Raw genomic sequence first — 21782 nt, 5'->3', positions numbered from 1 at the left:
AACACAGGGCGGCTCCCCCTATGTCTCACCCCCCTTCCTGCCAGACCTCCCCCCGGACGGACGCTCCGGACGCCGACACGTCTCCGGGCATGGATCCGGAAGTGGTGGGACGCCGCTACCGCGTCCTCGACCTGCTGGGGCGCGGGGGCGCCGGCACGGTGTGGCGCGCGCAGGACGGCCTGTCCGGCCCCGTGGCCCTCAAGCGGCTGCACAAGACGGTGGCGGACCTGGCGCGGCGCCCGGGCCGGGGCACCCCTTCCGCCTTCGCCACGCAGGGCATGGCGCTGTCGCTGGCCCACGAGTTCCAGACGCTGGTGTCGCTGCGCCACCCGAACGTCATCCGCGTGCTGGACTACGGGTTCGACGCGGAGGGCCGGCCCTACCTGGCCATGGACCTGCTGGAGGACGCGCGCACGCTGGTGGAGGCCGGCACGGACGCGCCCCTGGCGACGCAGGTGGGGCTGCTCATCCAGACGCTCCACGCGCTCGCGTACCTGCACCGGCGCGGCATCATCCACCGCGACCTGAAGCCCGGGAACGTGCTGGTGGTGCGCGGGCAGGTGAAGGTGCTGGACTTCGGCCTGGCCGTGGGCCGCGACCAGCAGGGCCGCCGCGCGCAGCCCGCGGGCACCCCCGGCTACCTGGCCCCGGAGCTCTTCGAGGACCAGCCCCCTTCGGAGCTGACGGACCTCTTCGGCTTCGGCGCCATGGCGTGCCAGATGTTCTTCGGCCGGCTGCCGCACGCGGGCCAGGTGTTCGCCACGCCGGGCTTCCCGCCCGCGCTCAAGGCCGTGCTGGAGCAATTGGTGGCGCCGGAGGCCCACCGCCGGCCGCGCGACGCGGAGGCCGTCATCGCCGCGCTGTGCGCCGCCGTGGGCGAGCCCCCGCCCGCCGAGTCCGCCGCCACGCGCGAGAGCTTCCTCCAGTCCGCGCGCTTCGTGGGGCGCGTGAAGGAGCGCGAGCACCTGACGGACGTGCTCGACGCGGTGCTCGCGGGGCAGGGCGGCGCGTGGCTCATTGGCGGGGAGAGCGGCGTGGGCAAGTCGCGCCTCCTGGAGGAGGTGCGCGCGCTGGCGCTGGTGCGCGGCGCGGTGGTGCTGCGCGGCCAGGCGGTGGACACCGGCGGCGTGCCGTACCAGGAGTGGCGCACGGTGCTGCGCTGGCTGCCCATGCTCACGGAGCTGTCCGACCGCGAGGCGCGCGTGCTCCGGCCGCTGGTGCCGGACCTGGAGGCGCTGCTGGGCCGCGAGGTGCCGGTCGCCCCGGAGCTGGACGCGGACATGGCGCAGCTGCGCCTGCACCAGACGGTGGAGGACCTCTTCGCCCGCCTGTCGCAGCCCACCGTGGTCATCCTGGAGGACCTGCACCAGGCGCAGGCCGAGTCCCTCCAGCTCCTCGCGCAGCTGGCGACGAGGGCGCCGGGGCTGCCGCTGCTCCTGCTCGCGAGCTTCCGCGACGACGAGTCCCCGCAGCTCCCCGAGCGCCTGGCCGGCCCCCGCATGCTGCGGCTGCTCCGGCTGGACGCGGAGGAGATCGCCCAGCTGGGCGAGTCCATGCTGGGCGCCGTGGGCCGCCGGCCCGACGTGGTGGACCTGCTGCGCCGCGAGTCGGAGGGCAACCCCTTCCTGCTGGTGGAGGTGGTGCGCGCGCTGGCGGAGGACGCGGGCGGCCTGGACCGGCTGGGCGCCGTCGCGCTGCCCCAGCGCGTGTGGGCGGGCGGCGTGCGCGCCCTGGTGCAGCGCCGGCTGGAGAAGGTGCCCCGGGAGGCGCGGGGGCTCCTGGACCTGGCGGCGCTGCTCGGCCGGGAGCTGGACCTGGCGGTGCTGGGGCGGGCCGCGCCCGGCGTGGACGTGGAGGCGTGGCTCACCGACTGCGCGGCGGCGGCGGTGCTGGACGTGAGCGACGGCCGCTGGCGCTTCGCGCACGACAAGCTGCGGGAGCGGCTGCTGGAGGACCTGACCCCGGCGGACCGGCCCGCGCTCCACCGGCGCGTGGCCCAGGCGCTGGAGGCGGCGCACCCCACGGGCCACGCGTCCGCGCTGTCGTACCACTGGGGACAGGCGCGGGACCCGGCCCGCGAGGCGCACTACGCGCGGCTCGCGGGCGAGGAGGCGCTGGCGGTGGGCGCGTGCCGTGAGGCGCTGCCGCTGCTCACGCGGGCGCTGACCGTCATGCCGGAGGCCCCGCCGATGGAGCGGGGCCGCGTGGAGGCGCTGCTGGCGGAGGCCCGCTTCCAGCTGGGTGACCTGGAGGGCTTCCGGGGGCACGCGGAGGCCGCGCTCGCGCACTTCGGCTGGCGGGTGCCCACGTCGCGCGTGGCGTGGGTGCTGGGCACGCTGGGGCAGGTGCTGTCGCGGCTGGCGCAGAGCGCCCGGCCGGACGCGTACGTGGATGACTCCCGGCGGCGGCGCGAGGCGCGGCGGCTGGCGGGCCGGCTGCTCATGCGGCTGACGGACGCGTTCATCTACGCGCAGGAGGCGCTGCCGGTGCTCTGGAGCGGCCTGCGCATGCTCAACCTGTGCGAGCCCGCGGGGCCCACGCCGGAGCTGGCGCGCGGCTACACGGTGATGGCGGTGGTGGCGGGCACGGTGCCGGTGCACCGCGTGGCGGACGCGTGGGTGAAGCGGGCGCACGAGGTGGCGGAGCGCGTGGGCCGCCCGGTGGACCTGGCCTACGTGCTCAACCGCAACGCGGTGTGCGCGGTGTACCAGGCGCGCTGGCAGGACGTGGAGACGTGGCTTCAGCGGGCGACGGCCCTCGTGGACTCGCTGGGGGACCTGCGGCTGGCGGAGGAGTGCCGCGCGCTGCTCACCGTGTCCGCCATGTACCGGGGCCAGTTCTCGCGGGGCCTGCCGCTGATGGACTGGCTGGAGGCGTCCGCGGTGCGCCGGGGCGCGGAGCAGACGCGGCACTGGGCCCAGCACTACCGCGCGCACATGCTGCTGCGGCTGGGCGAGCACGCGCGGGCCCGCGCGGCGCTGGAGCCGGCGCTCGCGTGGACGGAGGCGCACGGCGGCGCCACCGACCGCATCATCGTGGACGGCACGCTGGCGCTGCTGTGCCTGCGCGAAGGCGACGCGGCGGGCGCGCGCGCGGCGGCGGAGAAGGCGCTGGTGCGGCTGTCGGCGGGCAAGCCGGTGGCGCACTTCGTCTACTTCGGCGCCATCGCGGTGGCGGAGGTGCTGCTCACGCTGTGGGCGCGCGAGACGCCCGGGCCCGGCCTGCAGGCGCTCACGCACAGCGCGCGCGCCGCGCTCAAGGCGGTGGAGGGCTTCGCGCGGGTGTTCCCCTTCGGCGAGCCGGCCGCGTGGCTGTGGCGCGGCTGCGAGGCGTGGCTCGCGGGGAAGCACCCCAGGGCCTTGCTCGCGTGGAAGCGCTGCATCGAGGTCTCCGACGCGCGGGGCATGCCCTACGAGGCGGCGCGCGCGCGGCTGGAGTGGGCGCGGCACCTGCCCCCGGAGGACCCGGAGCGCGCGAGGCTGCTGCGGCGGGCGGTGGAGGACTTCACCCGGCTGGAGGCGCGCGACGACCTGGCGCGGGCCCTGGCCGAACAGGGGACGGCAGGGTGACGAAGCGATGATGTGGGTGCGGGACGTGGCGTTGCTGGCGTGCCCGGATTGCCGGGGCCAGCTGGTGTGGCACGGGCAGAGCGAGGACGGCCGGCTGGACGAGGGACGGCTGCTGTGCGGCGGCTGCGGCGAGACGTGGGAGGTGGCGGACGGGCTCGCCCGGCTGTACCGCGAGGACCGCGTGCAGGGCACGGACCGCCTCATGCGCCACCTCTACGACGGCCTGCCCGCGCTGCATGATCCGCTGACGGCCGCGCTGACGCCGCTGTTCCAGTCCGTCTCCGAGTCGCGCATGCGCGACGGGTACATGCGCCGGCTGGAGCTGGGCGCGCTCAAGCCGCGCGACGACGGCCAGCCCGTGCGCGTGCTGGAGGTGGGCGTGGGCGCGGGCGCGAACCTGCCGCGCATCCGGGGCTCGCTGCCGCCGGGCCTGCCCGTGGAGGTGTGGGGCCTGGACCTGAGCACCGGCATGCTGGCCCAGTGCGAGAAGCGGCTTCGCAAGGGCCGGGGCGTGAAGGACACGCGGCTGATGGTGGCGGACGCGCACGCGCTCCCGTTCCGCGACGCGACGTTCGACCGCGTCTTCCACGTGGGAGGGATTGGGAGCTACCGCCAGCCCGCGGTGGCGCTGCGGGAGATGGCGCGCGTGGCCCTGCCCGGCACGCCGCTGGTGGTGGTGGACGAGCAGCTGGACGCGGCCTTCCGCCCGTCGCTGTTCCAGCGCGCCGCCTTCCGCGCCCTCACGTTCTACACGCGCGAGGCCAAGAGCCCGCGCGCGCTGCTGCCGCAGGGCGCCGAAGGTGTCATCGAGGAACAGGTGTCACCGTTCTACTACTGCCTCACGTTCCGCGTTCCGGCGGCCGTCACGGGTTGAGCACCAGGTCCAGCAGGCGCAGCGTCATGCCGCCCGTGAAGTCGATGGTGGCGCCGTTGAACCAGGCGGCGTCGTCGCCCACGAGCACGGTGACGAAGCGGGCCACGTCGTCCAGCGTGCCCATGCGCCCCGCTGGGGTCATGGCCGCGTGGCGCGCCTCCAAGAGGGCCAGCGCTTCGGGCGAATAGACGTGGCGCAGCGCGGGCGTCATCACCGTGCCGAACTTGAGCAGGTTCACGCGGTGGCCCTTCGGGCCCAGCTCGATGGCCAGATGCCGCACGTACATCTCCAGCGCGGCCTTGGCGGCGCTGATGAGGCCGGTGTTGTTCAGGTGCGTCTCATCCAGGGGGTTCTGCAGCCCCAGCAGGCGCGCGTCCGGGGCCAGCAGGTCGCGCTTCACCAGCGCCTGCGCCCAGTACACGAACGAGTGCGCCATGCAGTCGAACGTGCGCTGGATGCGGCGCGGGTGCAGCCGGTCCGGGCCGTCGGAGAGGAAGTGGCCCACGGACGCGCCGGCGATGGCGTGCACGAACAGCTTCACGCTGCGCGGGCCCGCGTGCTGGAGCAGCGCGTCCGCGCCGGTCTCGGCGGCCTCGGGCGTGGAGGCGTCCGCCTGCCGCAGGTGCACGTCCCGGCCCAGGTCGCGAACGCGGGCCTCCAGCTCCCGCGCGGTGTCCGCGTAGCGGCCCCGGTGCACGCCGAAGACGTTCAGGCCCGGCTTGCGCGCGACGGCCTCCGCGATGGCCGCGCCCGTCCCGGAGGAGGCACCGAGGATGAGCGCCCACGCCGGGGGAGCACCCTCCGATGAGGCTGGAGGAGCTCCGCCTGCTGCTGGTGGCACGTGCATGGTGCGCCCATCATAGGAAGCGCGGTGGGGCGGGGCTCGGGAGACGGTGGGGTCCTCGACGGGAACGGGACGGAGTGAAAGGATCCGCCCATGCCCTCAGTGAAAATCCTCTTCGCGTGGCGGGTGGTGCCCGTCCTCGCACTGCTCGTGGCGTGTGCCCATGGCTCCTCGGATGAACCGACGTCGGAGGCCGAACAGCTCTCCACGCTGTACCAGCGCACCTGCGGTGGGAGGACCGCGCAAGCGTGCTTCGAGCAGGCCGAGCGCCTCCGGATGGGCGACGGCGTCGCGAAGGACGAGGCGCGCGCGGCGACGCTCCACGAGCTGGGCTGCAACGGCGACGAGCGGCGGGCGTGCGTGGCGCTGGGAGTGCTGAAGGAGGAGGGCCGGGGCGTCGCGAAGGACGAGGCCGAAGCGGCGCGGCTGTACGCGCGCGGCTGTGAGCAGGGCCTGCCGGAGGGCTGCGGACACCTGGCGCTGCTGTACGGCGAGGGCCGGGGCGTGGCGAAGGACCTCGCGCAGGCGGTGAGCTTCTACGAGCGCGGCTGCGCGGGGGATGACGGGCTGTCGTGCAACAACCTGGGCGTGCTGAAGCTGATGGGCGGCTTCGGCGTCACGCAGGACGTGGCGGCGGGCATGGGGATGCTGGTGCAGGCGTGCAACCGGGACGTCGGGGTCGCCTGTCTCACGGTGGCGCGCGAGTTCGACCAGGGCGTGCGCACGCGCAAGGACGCGCGGCTGGCGGCCAGCTACTTCCGCACCGCGTGCGGCATGGGTGAGAAGGAGGCGTGCGCCTCCGCGAGCGCGGCGGTGGCGGTGAAGCCGGAGCCGGCCCCGGCCGTCACGCCGGAGGAGGGCGCGAAGCTGGAGAAGATCCGCGCCATGTGTGAGTCGGGCCTGGGCATGGCGTGCTACGTGATGGGCTCCGCGTACGAGAAGGGCGCGAGCGTGGCGGTGAACCCGGGCCGCGCGACGATGTACTACCAGCGCGCGTGCGACCACGACGTGCCGGAGGCGTGCGGCGACGTGCGGCGCATGCTGGGGCTCACGGCGGAGGGCGCGAAGACCGAAGAGCCAAAGCAGTCCGTGCTGGAGTCGCTCCAGCTGGACCCGGCGAAGGTCGCTCCGGAGAAGCCGAAGCAGTCCGTGCTGGAGTCGCTCCAGTTGGACCCCGCGCGGGTGGGGGCCAACGCGAAGCCGCCGCGCGACCCCATCGAGCGCTGGACCCAGCAGTGCCAGGACGGAAGAGGCAAGGCGGATGCCTGCACCCGCCTTGGCAAGGTGTTGCTGCTGGGGAGCTCTGGACAGAAGCCCGACGTCGCGAAGGCCATGCTCCTGCTGGAGCAGGCATGCAACCGGCGCGGCGTGGAGGCCTGCTTGCAGCTCTGGCGGGTGTGGTCCCTGGGCCACAACACCGAAAAGGTGCCGAAGGATGAGCGCAAGGGGCTGAGCATGCTGGAGCTGGGCTGCTCGTGGCCGGATGGGGGAGAGGCCTGCGAGCGCCTGGGCGACGCCTTCTTCGAGGACAACCTCGCGCGGGCACTGAAGATCTGGCAGTCCGCCTGCTTCGAGCAGGAGGACCGCCTCAGCTGCGCCAAGCTGCTGATCATGACGCGAAAGGCCGTGAGCAACGGTCCCGCGGAGCTGAGGACGGCCGCGGAGCAGGCCCTTCCCCGTTATCAGGCCCAGGGCTGCAAGACGCGGATCAAGGACGAGTGCGCGGCATTGGGACTGCCCATGCCAAAGGACGTCGTGCGCGTCCGCCGCCTGAAGGTGGCATGCGATGCGGGAGACCCGGATGCCTGCGGCGAGCTGGCCCAGGCGTACCAGCAAGGACGGGAGATTGAATGGGACCGGGCGGAGGAGATCCGTGTGGCGGCGCAGGGCTGCGACGGTGGTAGCGCGACGGCCTGCGTACAGCTGGCGAAGTACTACAGAGGCGTCCGTGGAGGCGCCCCCCTCGACCTGGACGCGATGCTCGCGCGCGCCGCGCAGGCGTGCTCGCTGAAGGACGCTACCGGCTGCGGCCTGAAGGCGCGGTTCCTCGAGGAGTTCGGGAAGCTGACAGCGGATGCACCCCAGGTCCGGGAGGCCCGGTACCTGACCTGTGTCTACCTGCCCGAGTCCAGGCGAAGAGGGCCGTGCGAGAAGTGAGCGCTCCAGCGCGTCATCCGTGCAGGAGCTGGAGGGCCCTGGTCACCAGCGCGGCGTTGTCCTCCGCGCGATGGCCGTCCGGCAGCGTGAGCGTGTCCTCCAGTCCGATGCGCGCATCGAAGCCGTGGCGCCGTGCCCATTCGAGCACGGCCCACGCACCGCCCTCGGAGCCGTGCACGAGCAGGGGACGCGCGAGGCCCGTGGCGCGCAGCAGGTCCACCAGCGTCCGCGCCTCCTGACACGCCGCTTCCGGCTGGGACGACTGCGTCTCCACGAGCACGCGCAGGCACTCCGCCGCATGCGGCCACGCGATGAGCCGGGACACGTCCTCCGGGAACCACACGCCCGCCTCCACGCCGATGCCCGCGTCGAGCAGCGCGTCCGCGACGGACTCCCAGCCGGGCTCGGACAGGTTGACGGAGGCGAAGTCGGGCCGGGTGCTCGCGGACAGCGCCTTCCAGCTGGCGACCCGCGCGCGGCGGGCCGTCACGTCCGGGAGGATCCACGCGCCGGTGCTCACACCCACCGGCACGCCCGGACAGGCGCGGCGGATGGCGGACACCGACACACCGAGGTCCGCCGCGTCCAGGGACTCGCCGCCGTGCGCGGCTCGCGGGTGCACGTGGAACGCGCCCGCGCCCGCGGCGTGACAGGCGGCGGCGTCCCGCGCGAGCGCTTCGGCGGTGACGGGCAGCCGGGGATGATCCGTGGCCGCGCGGGCTCCGTTGAGACAGGCCTTGAGCAACATGTGCGGCATGAAGCCACGGATGCCCCACGGTCCACGGGCTTCGTGGAGTTGCTCCGTCCGCTGGTGGAAATCCCGCTGCACGAAGGGAGGGGTGGGTTGTTCCCGGGTCCAGGAGCGTTTACCGAAGAAGGACGCATCCCCGGGCCGTGGAGAGGAGCCTCCCATCGTGCGTCCGCCGGAAAAGGTCGTGTTCGGCCACACCGTCGAAGGTCTGCTCGCGGTCCTGGAAGGGCACCTGGAGGGCCCGCTCCGGGCGAGTTTGAAGGACGTGGGGTTGGACCTGGACGCGAAGCTGGCGCCCGCCTACCCCAAGCACCAGTGGCACCAGATGCTGCTCCTGGGCGCGGCGGCGCTCTTCCCCCACCTGGCTCCCGCGCAGGCGCACTGGCAACTGGGCCAGCGGTTCGTCACCGCCTACTTCTCCACCCGCATGGGCCGCGCGCTGCAAGGCGTGCTGAAGCTGCTGGGCCCGGCGCGCACGCTGGAGCGCACCGCGCGCAACATGGCCTCCGGCAACAACTACCTGCGGGTGGACGTGGAGCGCCTGGCGCCCACGGACTACCGGCTGAAGGTGAGCGAAGGCGGCGTCCACCCGGAGTTCATCGGGGCCCTGTGCCACTTCGGGACGCTGACCACGGGGGTGAAGAACCTCACCACCGTGGTGGAGGCCCACGAGGAGGCCTCCGCGACGTACCGGATGCGCTGGTAGCCGCGGGAGGGCCCCGGCCCTTCAGCCGTGGGAGACGACGAACTCCTGGTCCGCCACGCGCACCTGGAGCGTGCGCTGCACGCCCGAGCCCAGCTTCCACCGCACGCAGAGCTGATCCAGCCACGCCACGAACGCGGCGACGCGGAAGTCGTCGCACACCAGGTCATCCAGGGCCGTGAACACCTGCTGCACCGCGGAGGTCGCGTCGTTCTCCGCGATGACGGTCTCCAGCTGGATGGCCTTGTTCAGCGCGCTGAGCTTGTCGAGCAGGTCCTTCCAGAACGCGTACACCTTGCCGTACGGCCGGCTCCCGATGTCGCCCCCGTAGCGCGACGCCTGCACGAGCACGTCCGAGAACGTGCCCGTGGCGCCGCCCTGCTCCCAGTGCGACGCGACGAAGCCGTCCGCGCCCGCCTGGGTCTTCAGGTGGTACGCCACGGTGGCCCTCGCCTTGTCCAGCGTCCAGTCCTTCGCCCCGTCCTTGAGGTACGCGTCCCAGAGCGGCGCGTAGAGCTCCTCCCGGCGCTGGAGGCTCGCGCGCACGGGCTGGCTGGCCCGGGGCAGGGCTCGCGCCAGGCCTCGCGCGAAGGCGTTGCGTTCGAAGACGGGCTCGCTGCCCAGCTTCGCCAGCAGCCTGCGGAAGCTGGCGCTGTCCACCCGCAGCTCCAGCCGCGTGGTGGTCTTCGTGCCGGCGGGCGCCGCGCGGAAGAGGCGCTCCACCAGCGCCGGTGCGTCCTGCGGGAGGACCGCGCCCCAGACGGTGGCGGCGTCCACCGCGCGTTGGATGAGCTCCTTCGACAGCCCGTCCTCCACCTCGCTCTGCGCGAAGAGGGAGTAGTCGAACTCGTCCGCGCTGGGCGTGAGGCTGAAGCGCGGCATCTGGGCGTTGAAGTCCAGGCCCCAGCGCGAGGTCTTCCCGTAGAGCAGCCCGGAGCTCGTGTAGCTGCGCGCCCCCAGGAAGGCGTAGCGGCGCGGGCCCTGGCGGTGGTCGCGGGACGCGTGCTGGACCACGGACTTGAGCTTCCGCCGGTCCTCCTGCGAGGCGAAGTTGACGTCGCGCCAGCCCAGGCCCAGGCCCCAGACGCGCTGGGACTCCACGGACTTCATGTGGAAGTAGCGCCGCAGCCACGCGTCCTTCACCCGGTGCTGGATGGAGGCCAGGTCGCCGGAGATGAACGCGCCGTGCGCGCCCGCCAGCTCCTGGACGGGTACCTCCAGCTCCAGGAGGGTCGCGTCCTCGGTGCTCCGCGCGTACTCGTATTCGAAGCCCGCCTTGAGCGCCCCGCTCACCACGCTCTCGACCAGGTCCTTCAGCTCCTCGTACGCGGCCTTCACCGACGCGAGCGTGGGCTCCGCCGCCTTGAGGAAGCCCAGTTGCTTCAGCAGCGCGGCGGCCACCTGGAGCAGCGCGGGCGTGAGCGCGCCCTGCTCCAGGCCCTCGACGACCTTCAAGGCGTCCTGCACCCTGGCGTCCGCGGCGCCCAGGACGGAGGCGAGCAGCGGCGACGAGTAGTCCAGCGACACGCCCGCCGACACGTGGACCGCCGCGGCGTCCGAGGTGGCCTTGCGGACCGACACGCGGAACGGCCCGCCGTCCTTCGGCCGCGAGAAGACGATGCGGAACTCGTCCTGGAGCGACACCGTGCCGCCGATGGACGCGCCCGCCTCCGCCTTCAGCTCGAACACCAGCTGCCCGGCCAGCCGCTTGGCGAGCGCCGCCACCAGGGACGTGCTGATGGCGGACCAGGACACCTTCACCCCGGCCTTCAGCTCCACGCGCGTCTGGAAGGACAGCGCGTCTCCGGGCTGGAGCGCCTGCACATCCCCCAGCACGAACGGCAGGCGCAGGGACTTCGCGTCCGAACCCAGCGCGTCCTCCAGCGTCTTCGTCGCGGCGTGGTGCCGGTAGTCCGCCACCTTCACCTGGAGCGAACCGCCGCCGCTCAGCTCGACGAAGGGGAAGTTGCCCTGGCCGTTGGCCTCCGCGCTCAGCTCCGCGGCGTACTTCAGCCAGCACGCGGCCCCGTCCGGCGAGAAGAGCGGCTCCGCCGTGGAGCCGTCCAGCTCCTTGGGGGGCACGCCGATGATGCCGTACGCGTCCTGGTCATCCCGGTCGTTGAAGAGCTCCACGGGGACCTTGAGCGCGCCCATCAGCGACACCTTGCCGCCCTGGATGGGGATGGCCGGGTGGCCGTTCAACTCCGCGTGGCCCAGCGCCTGCTCATGGGCGGCGTTGCCCAGCGCGAGCTTCAGCGTGTTCACCGCGGGAATCTGGATGCTCCAGCTCATGAGGTCCCCCGAAACGTGAAATACCGCCGTCCATGGACAGCTGAGCAATCATTGCCGTGGGGCCTGCCTGGACGCCTCTGTCGACGGGGAGGTGCGACTGTCCTCGCTGTGAAATCGTCATCACCCCGGGGATGTAGGGGTTGTCCACAAGTTGGTATCCGGTCTAACCAGGGGGCACCCAGCCGCGTCATCCCCCGAGCCGCGGCGGGAGGAGCCCCCTGTGTCGAACCCGTCCGAGATCGTCTTCGGCCATACGGTCGAAGGACTGCTGTTGGCCCTGAAGGGCCGGCTGGAAGGCCCGCTGCGCGCGAAGCTGAAGGACGCCGGGCTGGACCTGGACCGGAAGCTGGAGCCCGCGTACCCCAACGCCGTCTGGCAGCGCGTGTTGCAGACCGTCGCGACGGAGCTGTTCCCGAACGTGACCATGAACGAGGCGCAGTGGCTGCTGGGCGAGCGCTTCATCTCGGGCTACTTCGAGACGAACATGGGCCGGGCGCTGCAGACGGTGCTGAAGCTGCTGGGCCCCGCGCGCGCGCTGGAGCGCACGTCTCGCAACCTGGCCTCCGGCAGCAACTTCCTGCACGTGGACGTGGAGCGGCTGTCGGACACGGACTACCGCATCAAGGTGAGCGAGGGCGGGACGTACCCGGAGTTCATCGGCTCCATCTGCCACCACGCGACGCTGGCCACCGGCGTGAAGGGGCTCACCACCGTGGTGGAGGCCCGCCAGGGCCGCGCGGCCACCTACCGCATCCGCTGGTAGTCGCGCGCCGCGTCCAGCAGCCCCTGCACCGCGCCCGTCACCTCGCGGTGCACCGTCCGCAGCGCATCCCGGTCCCCCACGTCGAACCCCGGGGCCAGGTGGGTCGTCAGCGGCGCTCCTACCCATTGGGTCATCTTCACCGGGAACGGCAGGGACAGCGGCCACAGGCCCGTGGCGCCCACGCCCAGCCACAGCGGCAGCCGCCCCGGCATCCCCAAGCGCTTGCCCCAGGCGTAGCCGTCGTTGAGGCCCACGTACGCGTCGTCCATGCCGTGGCCCGCGATGGGGACGATGGGCAGCCCGTGGCGCACGGCCAGCCGCAGGTAGCCCAGCCGCTCTCCCCAGTCCACGCGGTAGCGGTGCCGGAAGTCGCGGCAGCCCTCGCGCGTGCCCCCCGGCTGCACCAGCACGTGCTCGCCCTTCGCCACGGCCCGCGCCAGCAGCGGCCCGTCCCCCGTGACGAAGCCCAGCCCGTCCGCCACCTGCTTCATGCCGGGGATGCGGTCGAACGCGCCGTGCGCGATGCCGTGGGGCAGGTAGCCCAGCCGGTCGTGCAGCGTCACCGTCAGCATGCACAGGTCCACCGCCAGGGGTCGCCCGTGGTAGCCCACCAGCAGCTTCGCGCCGGGGCGCAAGAGCGGCTCCAGGTTCACCACCTCGTAGCGGTGGTAGCGCTGGAGCAGGCGGAACGTCGTCAGCCACGCGGCCTTCGCCGCCACCGCCGTCAGCGTCACCCGCCCACCCGGTAGAGCACCGCGCCGTGCGCCACGCCCGCGCCCACGCCCACCATCAACACCCGGTCCCCCGGCTTCACCGGCCGCGTGCGCCACAGCCGGTCCAACCCCGTGCCCAGCGACGCGGAGCCCACGCTGCCCACCGTGTCCACCACCGTGACGCTCTTCTGCGCGGGGACCTCCAGCGCCTGGAGGATGGCCGCGAACATGCTCCCGTTCGGCTGGTGCGTGAGCACCCAGTCCACGTCCGCCACCGTCAGCCCCGCGCCCTGGAGCACGGCCGACGCCGCGCGCGTCAGCGCCCCCAGCGCCACGCGGGTCATGTCGCGCGACGGCGTGAGGAAGCGCATGCCCTCGCGCTGGCCCGTCTGGTGCGGGTTCTCCAGGACGACGTCCGGCGGCAGCGTGCCGTCGTTGCCGAACGCCGCCCCCAGCACCCCTTCACCGGGCCGCGCCTCGCCCAGCACCACCGCCGCCGCCGCGTCGCCCAGCACCAGGTAGGGACGCGGGTCCTCCGGCCGCGTGGTGCGCGACAGCAGCTCCACGGACACCACGCCCACCGGCCCCAGCCCCGTCGCCACCGAGCGCGCCGCCAGGTCGAACGCGCTCAGGAACCCCATGCACGCGTTGCCCACGTCCATGGCGTCGCACGTGCCGGACAGCCCCAGCGCCGCCGCCACCCGGCTGCCGTTGGCCGGCGTGGTGACGTCCCCGCCCATGGACGACACGAAGAGGATGCGCTTGAGCGCCGTCGCCGGAAGCCCCGCCGCCTCCAGCGCCTCCCGCAGCGCCCGGGCCCCCAGGTCCGCCGCGCGCGTCCCCGCCGGAGCGAAGTGCCGCGCGCGGATGCCCGTCTTCTTCTCCACCTCCGCCGCGTCGCGGCCCACGCGCGCGCAGACCTCCGCGGTCGTCACGGGGGGGCCGGGCAGCACGCTTGCTGTGCCGAGGATGCGGACCGGAATCACGCGGCCCTCCTGCCGCCGGACGGGGTCCTGCGCACGCGCAGCGACTCCCACGCCTGCTTGAACTCCAGCAGCTTCTGCTCCAGGCCCATGTCGCGCGCGGCCTCGTCCAGCACCTCGTCCACCTGCGTGAAGCGCATGGACCCCAGCAGCGGATGGTCGCGCGTGCCCACGTCGTAGCGCAGGTCCCCTCGCGCGGACTCCAGGTCGCCGCTGCGGTGCAGCAGCAGCACGCCGCTGGCCAGCAGGTCCTTCGCTCTCGCCACCGGGTTGAGCGCGGAGAGGAACAGCCCCACCGCCCCGGGCAAGAGCGGCCGCGCGGCGTGGTGGTGGCCCGCGGGGAAGATGTTGCTGGAGAAGACGAGGTCCGCGCCCGCGTTGAGCAGCACGTCCACCGGCACCATGCTGGTGAAGGCCCCGTCCACGTAGCGCGCGGGCGGCTGGAGCGTGGGCGCCCAGACGCCCGGCGCGGAGCCACTGGCGCGCACCGCCAGCGCCAGCGGCCCCTTCTCCAGCACCACGCAGCGGCCCGTGGTCAGGTCCGTCGTCACCGGCAGGAAGCCCATGGGCAGCTCCTCCAGCGCCAGCTCCCCCAGGTCGCCGCGCACCAGCCACTCCATGGCCTGCGTCGTCACCACGGAGGACAGCGCCGCGGCGGACAGGTGCCCGCCGCGGGCGCGGTGCTGGAGCCGGCGCAGGCCGTCCAGTCCCTCGCGGCCGTCGCGCGCGGTGCCGCAGTAGTACGCGCCCACCAGCGAGCCCATGCTCGCGCCGCTGAGCAGGTCCACCGGCACGTCCAGCGCGGCCAGCCGTCGCAGGAGGTGCACGTGGTAGAAGCCCCACACGCCGCCGCCGCTGAGCGCCAGCCCCACGCGCCGCCCCGTGATGGCGCGCGCCCAGCGCGAAAGCGCGTCCCGCGTCCCCGCGTCCAGCTCCAGCGCCACCAGCGGCCGCGAGTCCCCGGGCCGCACCACCAGCCGCTCCCAGTCCAGCCGCAGCCGGCACCCGGGCGGCGGCGCCTCCTCGTCCCACCCGTCCTCGTCCGGCAGCGAGCGCCCGCGCAGCGTCGGGCTGGCCTGGGGCCGCCACGGCGACAGCAGCACGGTGGGCAGCACCGGCGCTCCGGGCGTCCCCGCGCCGTCCGCCTCACCGCCGGGCGGCAGCAGCACCACCTGGCGCGGCGTCAGGCCCTCCGGCACCGGCACCCCTTCCACCAGCACGCAGTCGAAGTCCTCGCCCTCCTCGAGCAGCGGCGAGCGCGGGCCCACCGTGCGGCGGAACACGCCGTCCGCGCCGCGCACCGTGCCCTCCGCGCGCTTCGTCCCCGCGCGCACGAGCAGCACGCGGTCCCCGAAGTCGTGGACCATCACCTTCGCCACCAGCTCCACCAGCGTGGACAGCACCGCGGGCGGCAGCTCCAGCCCCTGCGTGCGGAACGTCACCACGTCCACGCGTGGCGCGATTCCGACGTGACGGGGCGTTCCCGCCACCGCCTCCAGCGCCGCGCGGGGAAGGAAGAGGGCGTGCGACGACGCGGACTCCGCCGTCACCGTGACGGGCCACGTGCCGCGCGCGAGCGCCTCCACGCCCAGCGACATGCCGGAGCGCAGGTGCAGGAGCACCGCCCCGCCCGCAGTCACCCGCCACTCGCCCGAGCGCAGCAGATAGATGCCGTCCACCGGCTCGCCTTCGCGGCAGATGCCCTCGCCCGGCAGGGGCTCCACCGGCCGGGCCCGCTCCAGCAGCCGCAGCAGGACGGACGCACGCGTATGGCGCAGCGCGGGAGCCTGCTTCAACGTGTACAGCCACCGACGCCGCTCATCGACAGTCAGAGGAGAAGGCATGCGTCGCCCAAGGATAACCAGGACGCTCCGGCGCCGGATAGCGCGCCGGAGTGCTTGCCCGCCGTGCGGGGCCTTCGCGACGCGCGGCTACGCCGGCTGGGGGCGCGGCGGCTCCCCCTCAGGAGGGATTGACGGCGGCGGAGACGGCGGTCCGCCAGGTGAATTGCCGTGCTTGCGGTGTTTCAGGACCTTCGTGCGAGCCCCTTCCACCAGCGCGTAGAGCACGGGGATGAAGATGAGGTTCACGAAGGTGGAGAAGAGCATGCCGCCGAAGACGGCGGTGCCCAGCGACTTGCGCGCGGAGGCGCCCGCGCCGCTGGCCAGCATCAGCGGCACCACGCCGAAGAGGAACGCGAAGGACGTCATCAGGATGGGGCGCAGGCGCGTCTCCGCCGCGTTGATGGCGGACTCCACCACGCCCTGCCCTTGAGCGCGCAGCTGTTCGCCGAACTCCACGATGAGGATGGCGTTCTTCGACGCGAGGCCCACCAGCATCACCAGGCCCACCTGACAGAACACGTCGTTCACCAGCCCGCGCAGGTTCTGGAGCAGGAGCGCGCCCATCATGGCGACGGGCACCGCGAGCATGACGACGAAGGGCAGGGCGAAGCTCTCGTACTGCGCGGCCAGCACCAGGAAGACGAACACGATGCCCAGCGCGAAGATGACGAGCACGGTGTTGCCCGCGCTCTTCTGCTCCTGGGACAGGCCCGTCCACTCGTAGGTGAAGCCGGGCGGCAGGGCCTGCTTCGCCACGTCCTCCATGGCCTGGAGCGCCTGGCCGGTGGAGACGCCGGGCGCGCCCTGGCCGTTGACGTTGGCGGAGCGGAAGAGGTTGTAGTGCGTGATGTTGGGCGCCGTGGTCATGGGCGTCACCTTCACCAGCGACTCCAGCGGCACCATGGCCCCGGTGTCCGAGCGCACGTAGAAGCTGCCGATGTCCTTCGGGTTGTCGCGGAAGGGCGTCGCGGCCTGCACGAACACGCGGTAGACGCGGTTGGAGAAGGTGAAGTCGTTCACGTACTGGCTGCCCAGGTACACCTGGAGCGTGGAGAACAGCGAGGACAGCGGCACGCCCAGGGCCTTGGCCTTCTCCCGGTCCACGTCCAGGTTGAGCTGCGGCGCGCCCGCGGTGAACGCGGAGAACACGCCGCGCAGGCGCCGCTCCTGGCTGGCCTTGCCCACCAGCGCCTGGGTGGCCTGCGCCAGCTCGTCCAGCGTGCGGCCGCCCTGCTGGTCCTCCAGCACGAACTCGAAGCCGCCCACGCTGCCCACGCCGCGGATGGCGGGCGGCTGCAGGGGCAGCACGCGCGCGCCGCCCACCTGGGCCAGCGGACCGCGCAGCCGCTCCACCAGGCCCGCCACGCTGGACTCCTTCTTCTTGCGCTCCTCCCAGGGCTTCAGGTTGATGAAGAGCGAGCCGTAGTTGGCGCCCGTGCCCAGCAGCGAGAAGCCGCCCACGGTGAAGATTTGGGTCACCTCCTCCTGTTGCCGGATGAGGCCCTCCACCTGGATGAGCACGTTGCGCGTGTACTCCAGCGACGTGCCCTCCGGGCCCTGCACCGCGATGATGAGGTAGCCCTGGTCCTCGTCCGGGATGAAGCCCGTGGGCGTGGCGCGGTAGAGCAGGCCCGTGGCCACCAGGAACACGGCGAAGATGGCCACGACGACCCAGCGCAGCTTGCCCAGCATCCGGCCCAGCAGCTTCCCGTACCCGCGCCGGAGCGCGTCCAGGCCCTGGTCGAACTTGCGCGCCAGGGCGAACTTCTGGCCCTCGTTGGGGCGCAAGAGGCGTGCGCACAGCGCGGGGGACAGCGTCAGCGCGACCAGCGCGGAGAGGCTGATGGAGAACGCGATGGTGAGCGCGAACTGCCGGTAGATGGCGCCCGTGGTGCCAGGGAAGAAGGACACCGGGATGAACACCGCGGAGAGCACCAGCGCGGTGGCGACGACGACGCCCGCCACCTGCTGCATGCCCCGGTGGGTGGCCTCCTTCGCGTCCACCTTCTCGTGCTCGATGACGCGCTCCACGTTCTCGATGACGACGATGGCGTCATCCACCACCAGGCCCGTGGCCAGCGTGAGGCCGAAGAGGGTCAGCGTGTTGAGCGAGAAGCCGAACGCGTTGACGAACATGAACGTGCCCACGAGGGACACCGGCAGCGTCGTCACCGCCACCAGCACGCTGCGCCAGCCGTGCAGGAAGATGAAGATGACCAGGACGACCAGGAGGATGGCCTCCCCCAGCGCCTTGAGCACCTCCTCGATGGAGGCGCTCACCGCCGCCGTGGTGTCGAACGCCACCTGGTAGGTGAGGCCCGGCGGGAAGTTGGCGGACAGCCGCTGGAGCTCCGCCTCCACGCCCTTGCGCACGTCCAGCGCGTTGGAGCCCGGCAGCTGCGTGATGCCCAGGCCCACCGCGTCCTGGCCGTTGAAGCGCAAGAGCTGCTGGTAGCTCTCCGCGCCCAGCTTCACCTGGCCCACGTCGCGGATGCGCACCAGGGCGCCGTCCTGTCCGCGCTGGATGACGATGGCGCCGAACTCCTCCGCGGACGACAGCTGGCCCTTCACCTGGAGGGACAGCTGGTACGCCTGGTCCTTGGAGGACGGGGCCTGACCCACCTTGCCCGCGCCCACCTGGACGTTCTGTTCCTGCAGGGCGTTGACCACGTCCTGCGCGGTGAGCCGGCGCCGGGCCAGCTCCGTGGGGTCCAGCCACAGGCGCATGGCGAAGCGGCGCTCGCCGAAGATGCGCACGTCGCCCACGCCCTTCACGCGCAAGAGCGCGTCGCGGATGAAGACGTCCGCGTAGTTGCTGATGAACTCCGTGTCGTAGCGCTTCTCCTTGTCGTAGACGCCGAAGGACACGAGCAGCTGCGTCTGCGCCTTGCGCACGGTGACGCCCAGCGCGTTCACCTGCGCGGGCAGCTGCGGCGTGGCGGTGGCCACGCGGTTCTGCACGTCCACCGCCGCCAGGTCCACGTCGCGCGACGGGTCGAAGGTCGCGGTGATGGTGGACTGGCCGTCGTTGGTGCTGGTGGAGGACATGTAGCGCATGCCCTCCATGCCGTTGAGCTGGCGCTCCAGCACGGTGGTGACGGCGCTCTCCACCGTCTCCGCGGACGCGCCGGTGTACGTGGCGGTGATTTGCACCTGCGGCAGCGCCAGCTCCGGGTACTGCTCGATGGGGAGGCTGGGGATGGAGATGGCGCCCACGAGCGTGATGAGGATGGACAGCACGCTGGAGAAGACGGGGCGCTGGATGAAGAAGTCGGTGAACATGGCAGCCCCCTACCGACCCGCGTCCGAGCCGCCGCCGATGCCCTGCGCGGGCGGCAGGGGCATGCCCTCCGTCTGCCCCTGCGCCCGCTGCGCGGGCTTCGGCTGGATGGGCATGCCGTCCCGCAGCTGCTGCACGCCGCTGATGATGACCTGGGTGCCCGCGTCCAGCCCCTTGAGCACTTCGTAGTCGTTGCCCTCCACCAGCCCCAGCGTGACGGGCTGGCGCTTCACCACGGTGCCGGCGTCGCCTTCCCCCACCACCATGGCGAAGGACTGGCTGCCCTGCCGCGTCACCGCGGTGGTGGGCATCTTCAAGGCGTCGCGCACGTCATAGACGAGCTGCGCGCGCACCAGCTGGCCGGCCCGGAGGCCCACGGTGTTCTCGAAGGTGGCCTGCACCTCCACCAGCTGCGTGTTGGGGGCGGGCGTGGAGGCGACGAAGAAGGCGGGGGCGCGGATGATGGGCTCTCCGTCCTCGTTGAGCACCTCCAGCGGCGTCACTCCCACCTTCACGCGCGCGGCCTGGTCCACCGGCACCTGCACGGACAGATCCAGCGAGCGGCTCTGGTCCAGGATGGTGAGCGCCGTCTGCGGCGTCACGTAGTCGCCCAGCTTCACCGGGATGTCGCCCACGATGCCGTCGAAGGGGGCGCTCACGTTGAAGAAGCCCAGCTGCACCTGCTGGTTCTGGATCTGCGCCTCCGCCGCCTGGGCCTGGGCCTCGGATTGCGCGGCCTGGGCCACGGCCTGCTCGTAGTCCTGGCGGCTGACGAGCCCCTCCTTGAGGAGCTGGGCGCTGCGCTCGCGCGTCTTGCGAGCGAATTCGCGGTTGGCGAGGGCGGAGGCCTTCTGGGCCTGGGTGGCGCGCAGGTTGGCCTGCTCCTGCCGTGGATCCACCACGAGCAGCACGTCTCCGGCCTTCACCTTCTGGCCGGGGGTGGCGGGGATCTTCTGGATGTAGCCGGCGACCTGCGGGACGACGGTGATGCTGCTGCGGGAGATGAGCGTGCCCACGTACTCGCGGGTGTCGCGCACCGGGCCGGGCTCCACCGCCAGCACCTGCACCGGCGTGGGCTTGCCGGCGCCCTGGCTCTGCTGGCCCGCCTGGGGGCCGCCTCCAGGGGCGTCCTTGCCGCCACTGCACCCACCCGCCAGCGCGAGGACGAGCCCCCATGCGCCCCAACCGCCCCTCACCAATCGCATGCGGCCTCCGACAGGAATGCATCCACCAGGGCCTGGCGGAACTGGAAGTCACGGAGGACGAGCTCCAGTTCGGCCTGCCGCAGGGCCCCGGCTGACTGCACCAGTTCGAGGCTCGTTCCGGTGCCCACCTCGAAGCTGCGGCGGGTGAGCCGGTCGTTCTCTTCGGCGAGCTTGCGCTCGCGGTCCGCCAGCTCCCGCGTCGCTTGGGTCACCTGCACGGCGCGCTTCGCCTGGGTGACCTCCACGGCGATGTTGCGTTCGCGGTTGGTGACGTCCGCGCGGGCCTGCTCCAGCTGTCCGCGCGCCTGGCGCAGGAGGCCCTCGCGCGCGCCGCCGTCCCAGAAGGGCAGCACCAGGCTGGCGCCGACGTTCCAGATGGGCACCTGCGCGAAGCCCGGGTTGACGGTGAGCCCGGTGGTGGTGCTGGTGATGTCCAGGGTGGGCGCGTACTGGCGCTTCACCTCGCCGATGGCGCGCTCGGCCACCACCTGCCGTGAGCGCGCGGCGGCGATGTCCGGGCGGTTCTCCAGCGACTCCAGCGTGCGGCAGGCCGCGTTGGCGCCCTCGAGGAACGTGTTCAGATCCAGGCCCGGCTTGATGCCCACGGGGGACGGGGTGCCCAGGGCCAGGCCCAGGGCCTCGCGCGCCTGGCGCAGGTTCTCATCGCCGGTGACGACGTTGCGGCGTGCGGACTGCGCGTCCTGTTCCACGCGGACGACGTCCAGGCGGGTGCCGGCGCCCAGCTCGTAGCGGCGCTGCGCGAGGGCCAGCCGCTCCAGCGCGGTGCGCAGGTTGACGCGGTTGACCTCCGCCAGCCGCTCGTTGGAGGAGACGGAGACCAGCGCCTGCGCGAGGCCGCGGGTGAGCTGCCGGCGCGTCTCCGCGAGCGACAGGCTGGCGGTGCGCCGCGACTCCTTCGCGCTGCCCAGGGCGTAGAGGTTGGCCAGGTCCACCACGGGCACGTTCGCGGTGAGCACGCCGATGCCCAGCAGCTGCGTGGGCGTGAAGCCTTCGGCGCCGCTCACGCCACCGCCCACGCCGCCGCCCACGCCACCGCCCACGGCGGGGATGTTCGGGTTGAGGATGTTGTACTGGGCGGACAGCTCGCCCCCGACGGAGGGCAGCAGGTTGGCGAGCGCGATGCGCCACGTGCCCGCGGCGACTTCAATCTGGCCCAGGGCCGCCTGGAGGTCGGTGGAGCGCTGGCGCAGGAGCGTGAGCGCTTCGTTCCAGGACTGGAGCTGCTGGGGCGCGGGAGGCGCGGGCGTGAGCAGCGGATCCGACACGTTCGCCTGGAAGGGCGGTGGCACCTCCGGAACGTCGTCCGGGTTCTGGGCCGCGGGCTGCCGGGCGCTTCGAGAGGCGGGAGCTTGCCGCGCGTCCGGAGGTGGAGCGTTTGGAGTGGGCGTGCCGGGCGCCTGGGCGTTGGGCGCCTGCGTGGGCGCGGCCGGTGGCGCCACGGAGGGCGTGGGCGGCGGAGGCGCGGGTGGAGCGCGCTGCGGTGGCGCGGTGTACTGCGCGAGGACCGGCAGGGATTGTCCGGAGCCGGGCTGTGCTGTCGCCGCGCCGGGGAGTCCGGCGGGGACGAGCAGGGCTGCGAACACGAGCGCGTTCATAAGGGGTGCTCCCCAGGTAGGGGCGAAGCCAGCCCCCCGCCACGGTTCGCGCCCCTGGCGCTCCAGTGGACAACACAGCCGGGCGAGGAAGTGCTCAGCAGAGGATGGACAGACCTCCCGTGAGGGATTGGAGATCCGGGATGACCCTTACGACTGCAGGGGCATGCAAGGCTTTGGGAGTCGTGAGG

14 protein-coding genes are annotated in these 21782 nt (G+C 72.8%); 5 read left to right on the top strand and 9 right to left on the bottom strand.

Annotated features, from left to right (window positions below; translation table 11 throughout):
• The first annotated feature begins 89 nt into the window (after positions 1 to 89).
• Together AABA78_RS32690 and AABA78_RS32685 are read left to right on the top strand one after the other, a co-directional pair.
• A complete protein-coding gene (locus AABA78_RS32690) occupies positions 90 to 3569 on the top strand; it encodes a protein kinase domain-containing protein (protein ID WP_338269236.1) in 3480 nt (1159 codons plus the stop codon).
• 7 nt (positions 3570 to 3576) lie between these two features.
• On the top strand, positions 3577 to 4443 hold the full coding sequence (locus AABA78_RS32685; protein WP_338269235.1) for a methyltransferase domain-containing protein: 867 nt from the start codon (positions 3577 to 3579) through the stop codon (positions 4441 to 4443).
• Here AABA78_RS32685 and AABA78_RS32680 read toward each other — a convergent pair.
• Positions 4433 to 5290 (bottom strand): SDR family NAD(P)-dependent oxidoreductase, encoded by an 858-nt coding sequence (locus AABA78_RS32680; protein ID WP_338269234.1) that lies wholly within the window; start codon positions 5288 to 5290, stop codon positions 4433 to 4435. The two genes, AABA78_RS32685 and AABA78_RS32680, sit on opposite strands and share 11 nt — an antisense overlap.
• A 90-nt stretch (positions 5291 to 5380) precedes the next feature.
• On the opposite strand from AABA78_RS32680, the gene AABA78_RS32675 reads away from it, so the two are divergent.
• Positions 5381 to 7444 carry an SEL1-like repeat protein gene (locus tag AABA78_RS32675; RefSeq protein WP_338269233.1) on the top strand — a complete coding sequence of 688 codons (2064 nt, stop codon included), beginning with the start codon at positions 5381 to 5383 and terminating at the stop codon, positions 7442 to 7444.
• 13 nt (positions 7445 to 7457) lie between these two features.
• Here AABA78_RS32675 and AABA78_RS32670 read toward each other — a convergent pair whose 3' ends face one another.
• Positions 7458 to 8201: a 3-keto-5-aminohexanoate cleavage protein gene (locus tag AABA78_RS32670; RefSeq protein WP_338269231.1), complete on the bottom strand. Its 744-nt coding sequence runs from the start codon at positions 8199 to 8201 to the stop codon at positions 7458 to 7460.
• Between the two features lie 157 nt (positions 8202 to 8358).
• On the opposite strand from AABA78_RS32670, the gene AABA78_RS32665 reads away from it, so the two are divergent.
• On the top strand, positions 8359 to 8901 hold the full coding sequence (locus AABA78_RS32665) for a DUF2378 family protein (RefSeq protein ID WP_338269229.1): 543 nt from the start codon (positions 8359 to 8361) through the stop codon (positions 8899 to 8901).
• 21 nt (positions 8902 to 8922) lie between these two features.
• Here AABA78_RS32665 and AABA78_RS32660 read toward each other — a convergent pair whose 3' ends face one another.
• Positions 8923 to 11190, bottom strand: coding sequence for a hypothetical protein (locus AABA78_RS32660; protein ID WP_338269227.1), 2268 nt, complete (start codon positions 11188 to 11190; stop codon positions 8923 to 8925).
• Positions 11191 to 11410: 220 nt separating this feature from the next.
• On the opposite strand from AABA78_RS32660, the gene AABA78_RS32655 reads away from it, so the two are divergent.
• Complete coding sequence (locus AABA78_RS32655; RefSeq protein ID WP_338269225.1) at positions 11411 to 11953, top strand: DUF2378 family protein; 543 nt, start codon at positions 11411 to 11413, stop codon at positions 11951 to 11953.
• Here the strand turns inward: AABA78_RS32655 and AABA78_RS32650 are convergent.
• From AABA78_RS32650 to AABA78_RS32625, 6 genes are all read right to left on the bottom strand, one after another.
• Entirely contained in the window at positions 11935 to 12687 is a 753-nt protein-coding gene (locus AABA78_RS32650) for a lysophospholipid acyltransferase family protein (protein ID WP_338269224.1), read from the bottom strand. The genes AABA78_RS32655 and AABA78_RS32650 overlap by 19 nt on opposite strands.
• The gene (locus tag AABA78_RS32645; protein WP_338269223.1) at positions 12684 to 13652 is read right to left on the bottom strand and encodes a 3-oxoacyl-ACP synthase III family protein; all 969 of its coding nucleotides are present in this window, start codon (positions 13650 to 13652) and stop codon (positions 12684 to 12686) included. The genes AABA78_RS32650 and AABA78_RS32645 overlap by 4 nt, the downstream gene beginning before the upstream one ends.
• A complete protein-coding gene (locus AABA78_RS32640; protein WP_338269221.1) occupies positions 13649 to 15493 on the bottom strand; it encodes a cyclic nucleotide-binding and patatin-like phospholipase domain-containing protein in 1845 nt (614 codons plus the stop codon). The genes AABA78_RS32645 and AABA78_RS32640 overlap by 4 nt, the downstream gene beginning before the upstream one ends.
• Before the next feature lie 87 nt (positions 15494 to 15580).
• On the bottom strand, positions 15581 to 18775 hold the full coding sequence (locus AABA78_RS32635; RefSeq protein WP_338269219.1) for an efflux RND transporter permease subunit: 3195 nt from the start codon (positions 18773 to 18775) through the stop codon (positions 15581 to 15583).
• Positions 18776 to 18784: 9 nt separating this feature from the next.
• Positions 18785 to 19978 carry an efflux RND transporter periplasmic adaptor subunit gene (locus tag AABA78_RS32630; RefSeq protein ID WP_338269218.1) on the bottom strand — a complete coding sequence of 398 codons (1194 nt, stop codon included), beginning with the start codon at positions 19976 to 19978 and terminating at the stop codon, positions 18785 to 18787.
• The gene (locus AABA78_RS32625) at positions 19966 to 21594 is read right to left on the bottom strand and encodes a TolC family protein (RefSeq protein ID WP_338269217.1); all 1629 of its coding nucleotides are present in this window, start codon (positions 21592 to 21594) and stop codon (positions 19966 to 19968) included. Before AABA78_RS32625 ends, AABA78_RS32630 begins: the two co-directional genes overlap by 13 nt.
• Between the last annotated feature and the right edge of the window lie 188 nt (positions 21595 to 21782).

It is taken from the genome of Corallococcus caeni, assembly GCF_036245865.1.
GTDB classification, from domain to species: Bacteria; Myxococcota; Myxococcia; order Myxococcales; family Myxococcaceae; genus Corallococcus; species Corallococcus caeni.
Note: the sequence above shows the minus strand (reverse complement) of the source record. Positions and strands in the feature narration are given on the sequence as shown.

Coding starts and splice junctions, on each gene's coding strand:
- AABA78_RS32670 (WP_338269231.1), bottom strand. CDS start 8,201: ATGCCGCACATGTTGCTCAAGGCCTGTCTCAACGGAGCCCGCGCGGCC.
- AABA78_RS32675 (WP_338269233.1), top strand. CDS start 5,381: ATGCCCTCAGTGAAAATCCTCTTCGCGTGGCGGGTGGTGCCCGTCCTC.
- AABA78_RS32625 (WP_338269217.1), bottom strand. CDS start 21,594: ATGAACGCGCTCGTGTTCGCAGCCCTGCTCGTCCCCGCCGGACTCCCC.
- AABA78_RS32660 (WP_338269227.1), bottom strand. CDS start 11,190: ATGAGCTGGAGCATCCAGATTCCCGCGGTGAACACGCTGAAGCTCGCG.
- AABA78_RS32685 (WP_338269235.1), top strand. CDS start 3,577: ATGATGTGGGTGCGGGACGTGGCGTTGCTGGCGTGCCCGGATTGCCGG.
- AABA78_RS32635 (WP_338269219.1), bottom strand. CDS start 18,775: ATGTTCACCGACTTCTTCATCCAGCGCCCCGTCTTCTCCAGCGTGCTG.
- AABA78_RS32680 (WP_338269234.1), bottom strand. CDS start 5,290: ATGCACGTGCCACCAGCAGCAGGCGGAGCTCCTCCAGCCTCATCGGAG.
- AABA78_RS32630 (WP_338269218.1), bottom strand. CDS start 19,978: ATGCGATTGGTGAGGGGCGGTTGGGGCGCATGGGGGCTCGTCCTCGCG.
- AABA78_RS32690 (WP_338269236.1), top strand. CDS start 90: ATGGATCCGGAAGTGGTGGGACGCCGCTACCGCGTCCTCGACCTGCTG.
- AABA78_RS32640 (WP_338269221.1), bottom strand. CDS start 15,493: ATGCCTTCTCCTCTGACTGTCGATGAGCGGCGTCGGTGGCTGTACACG.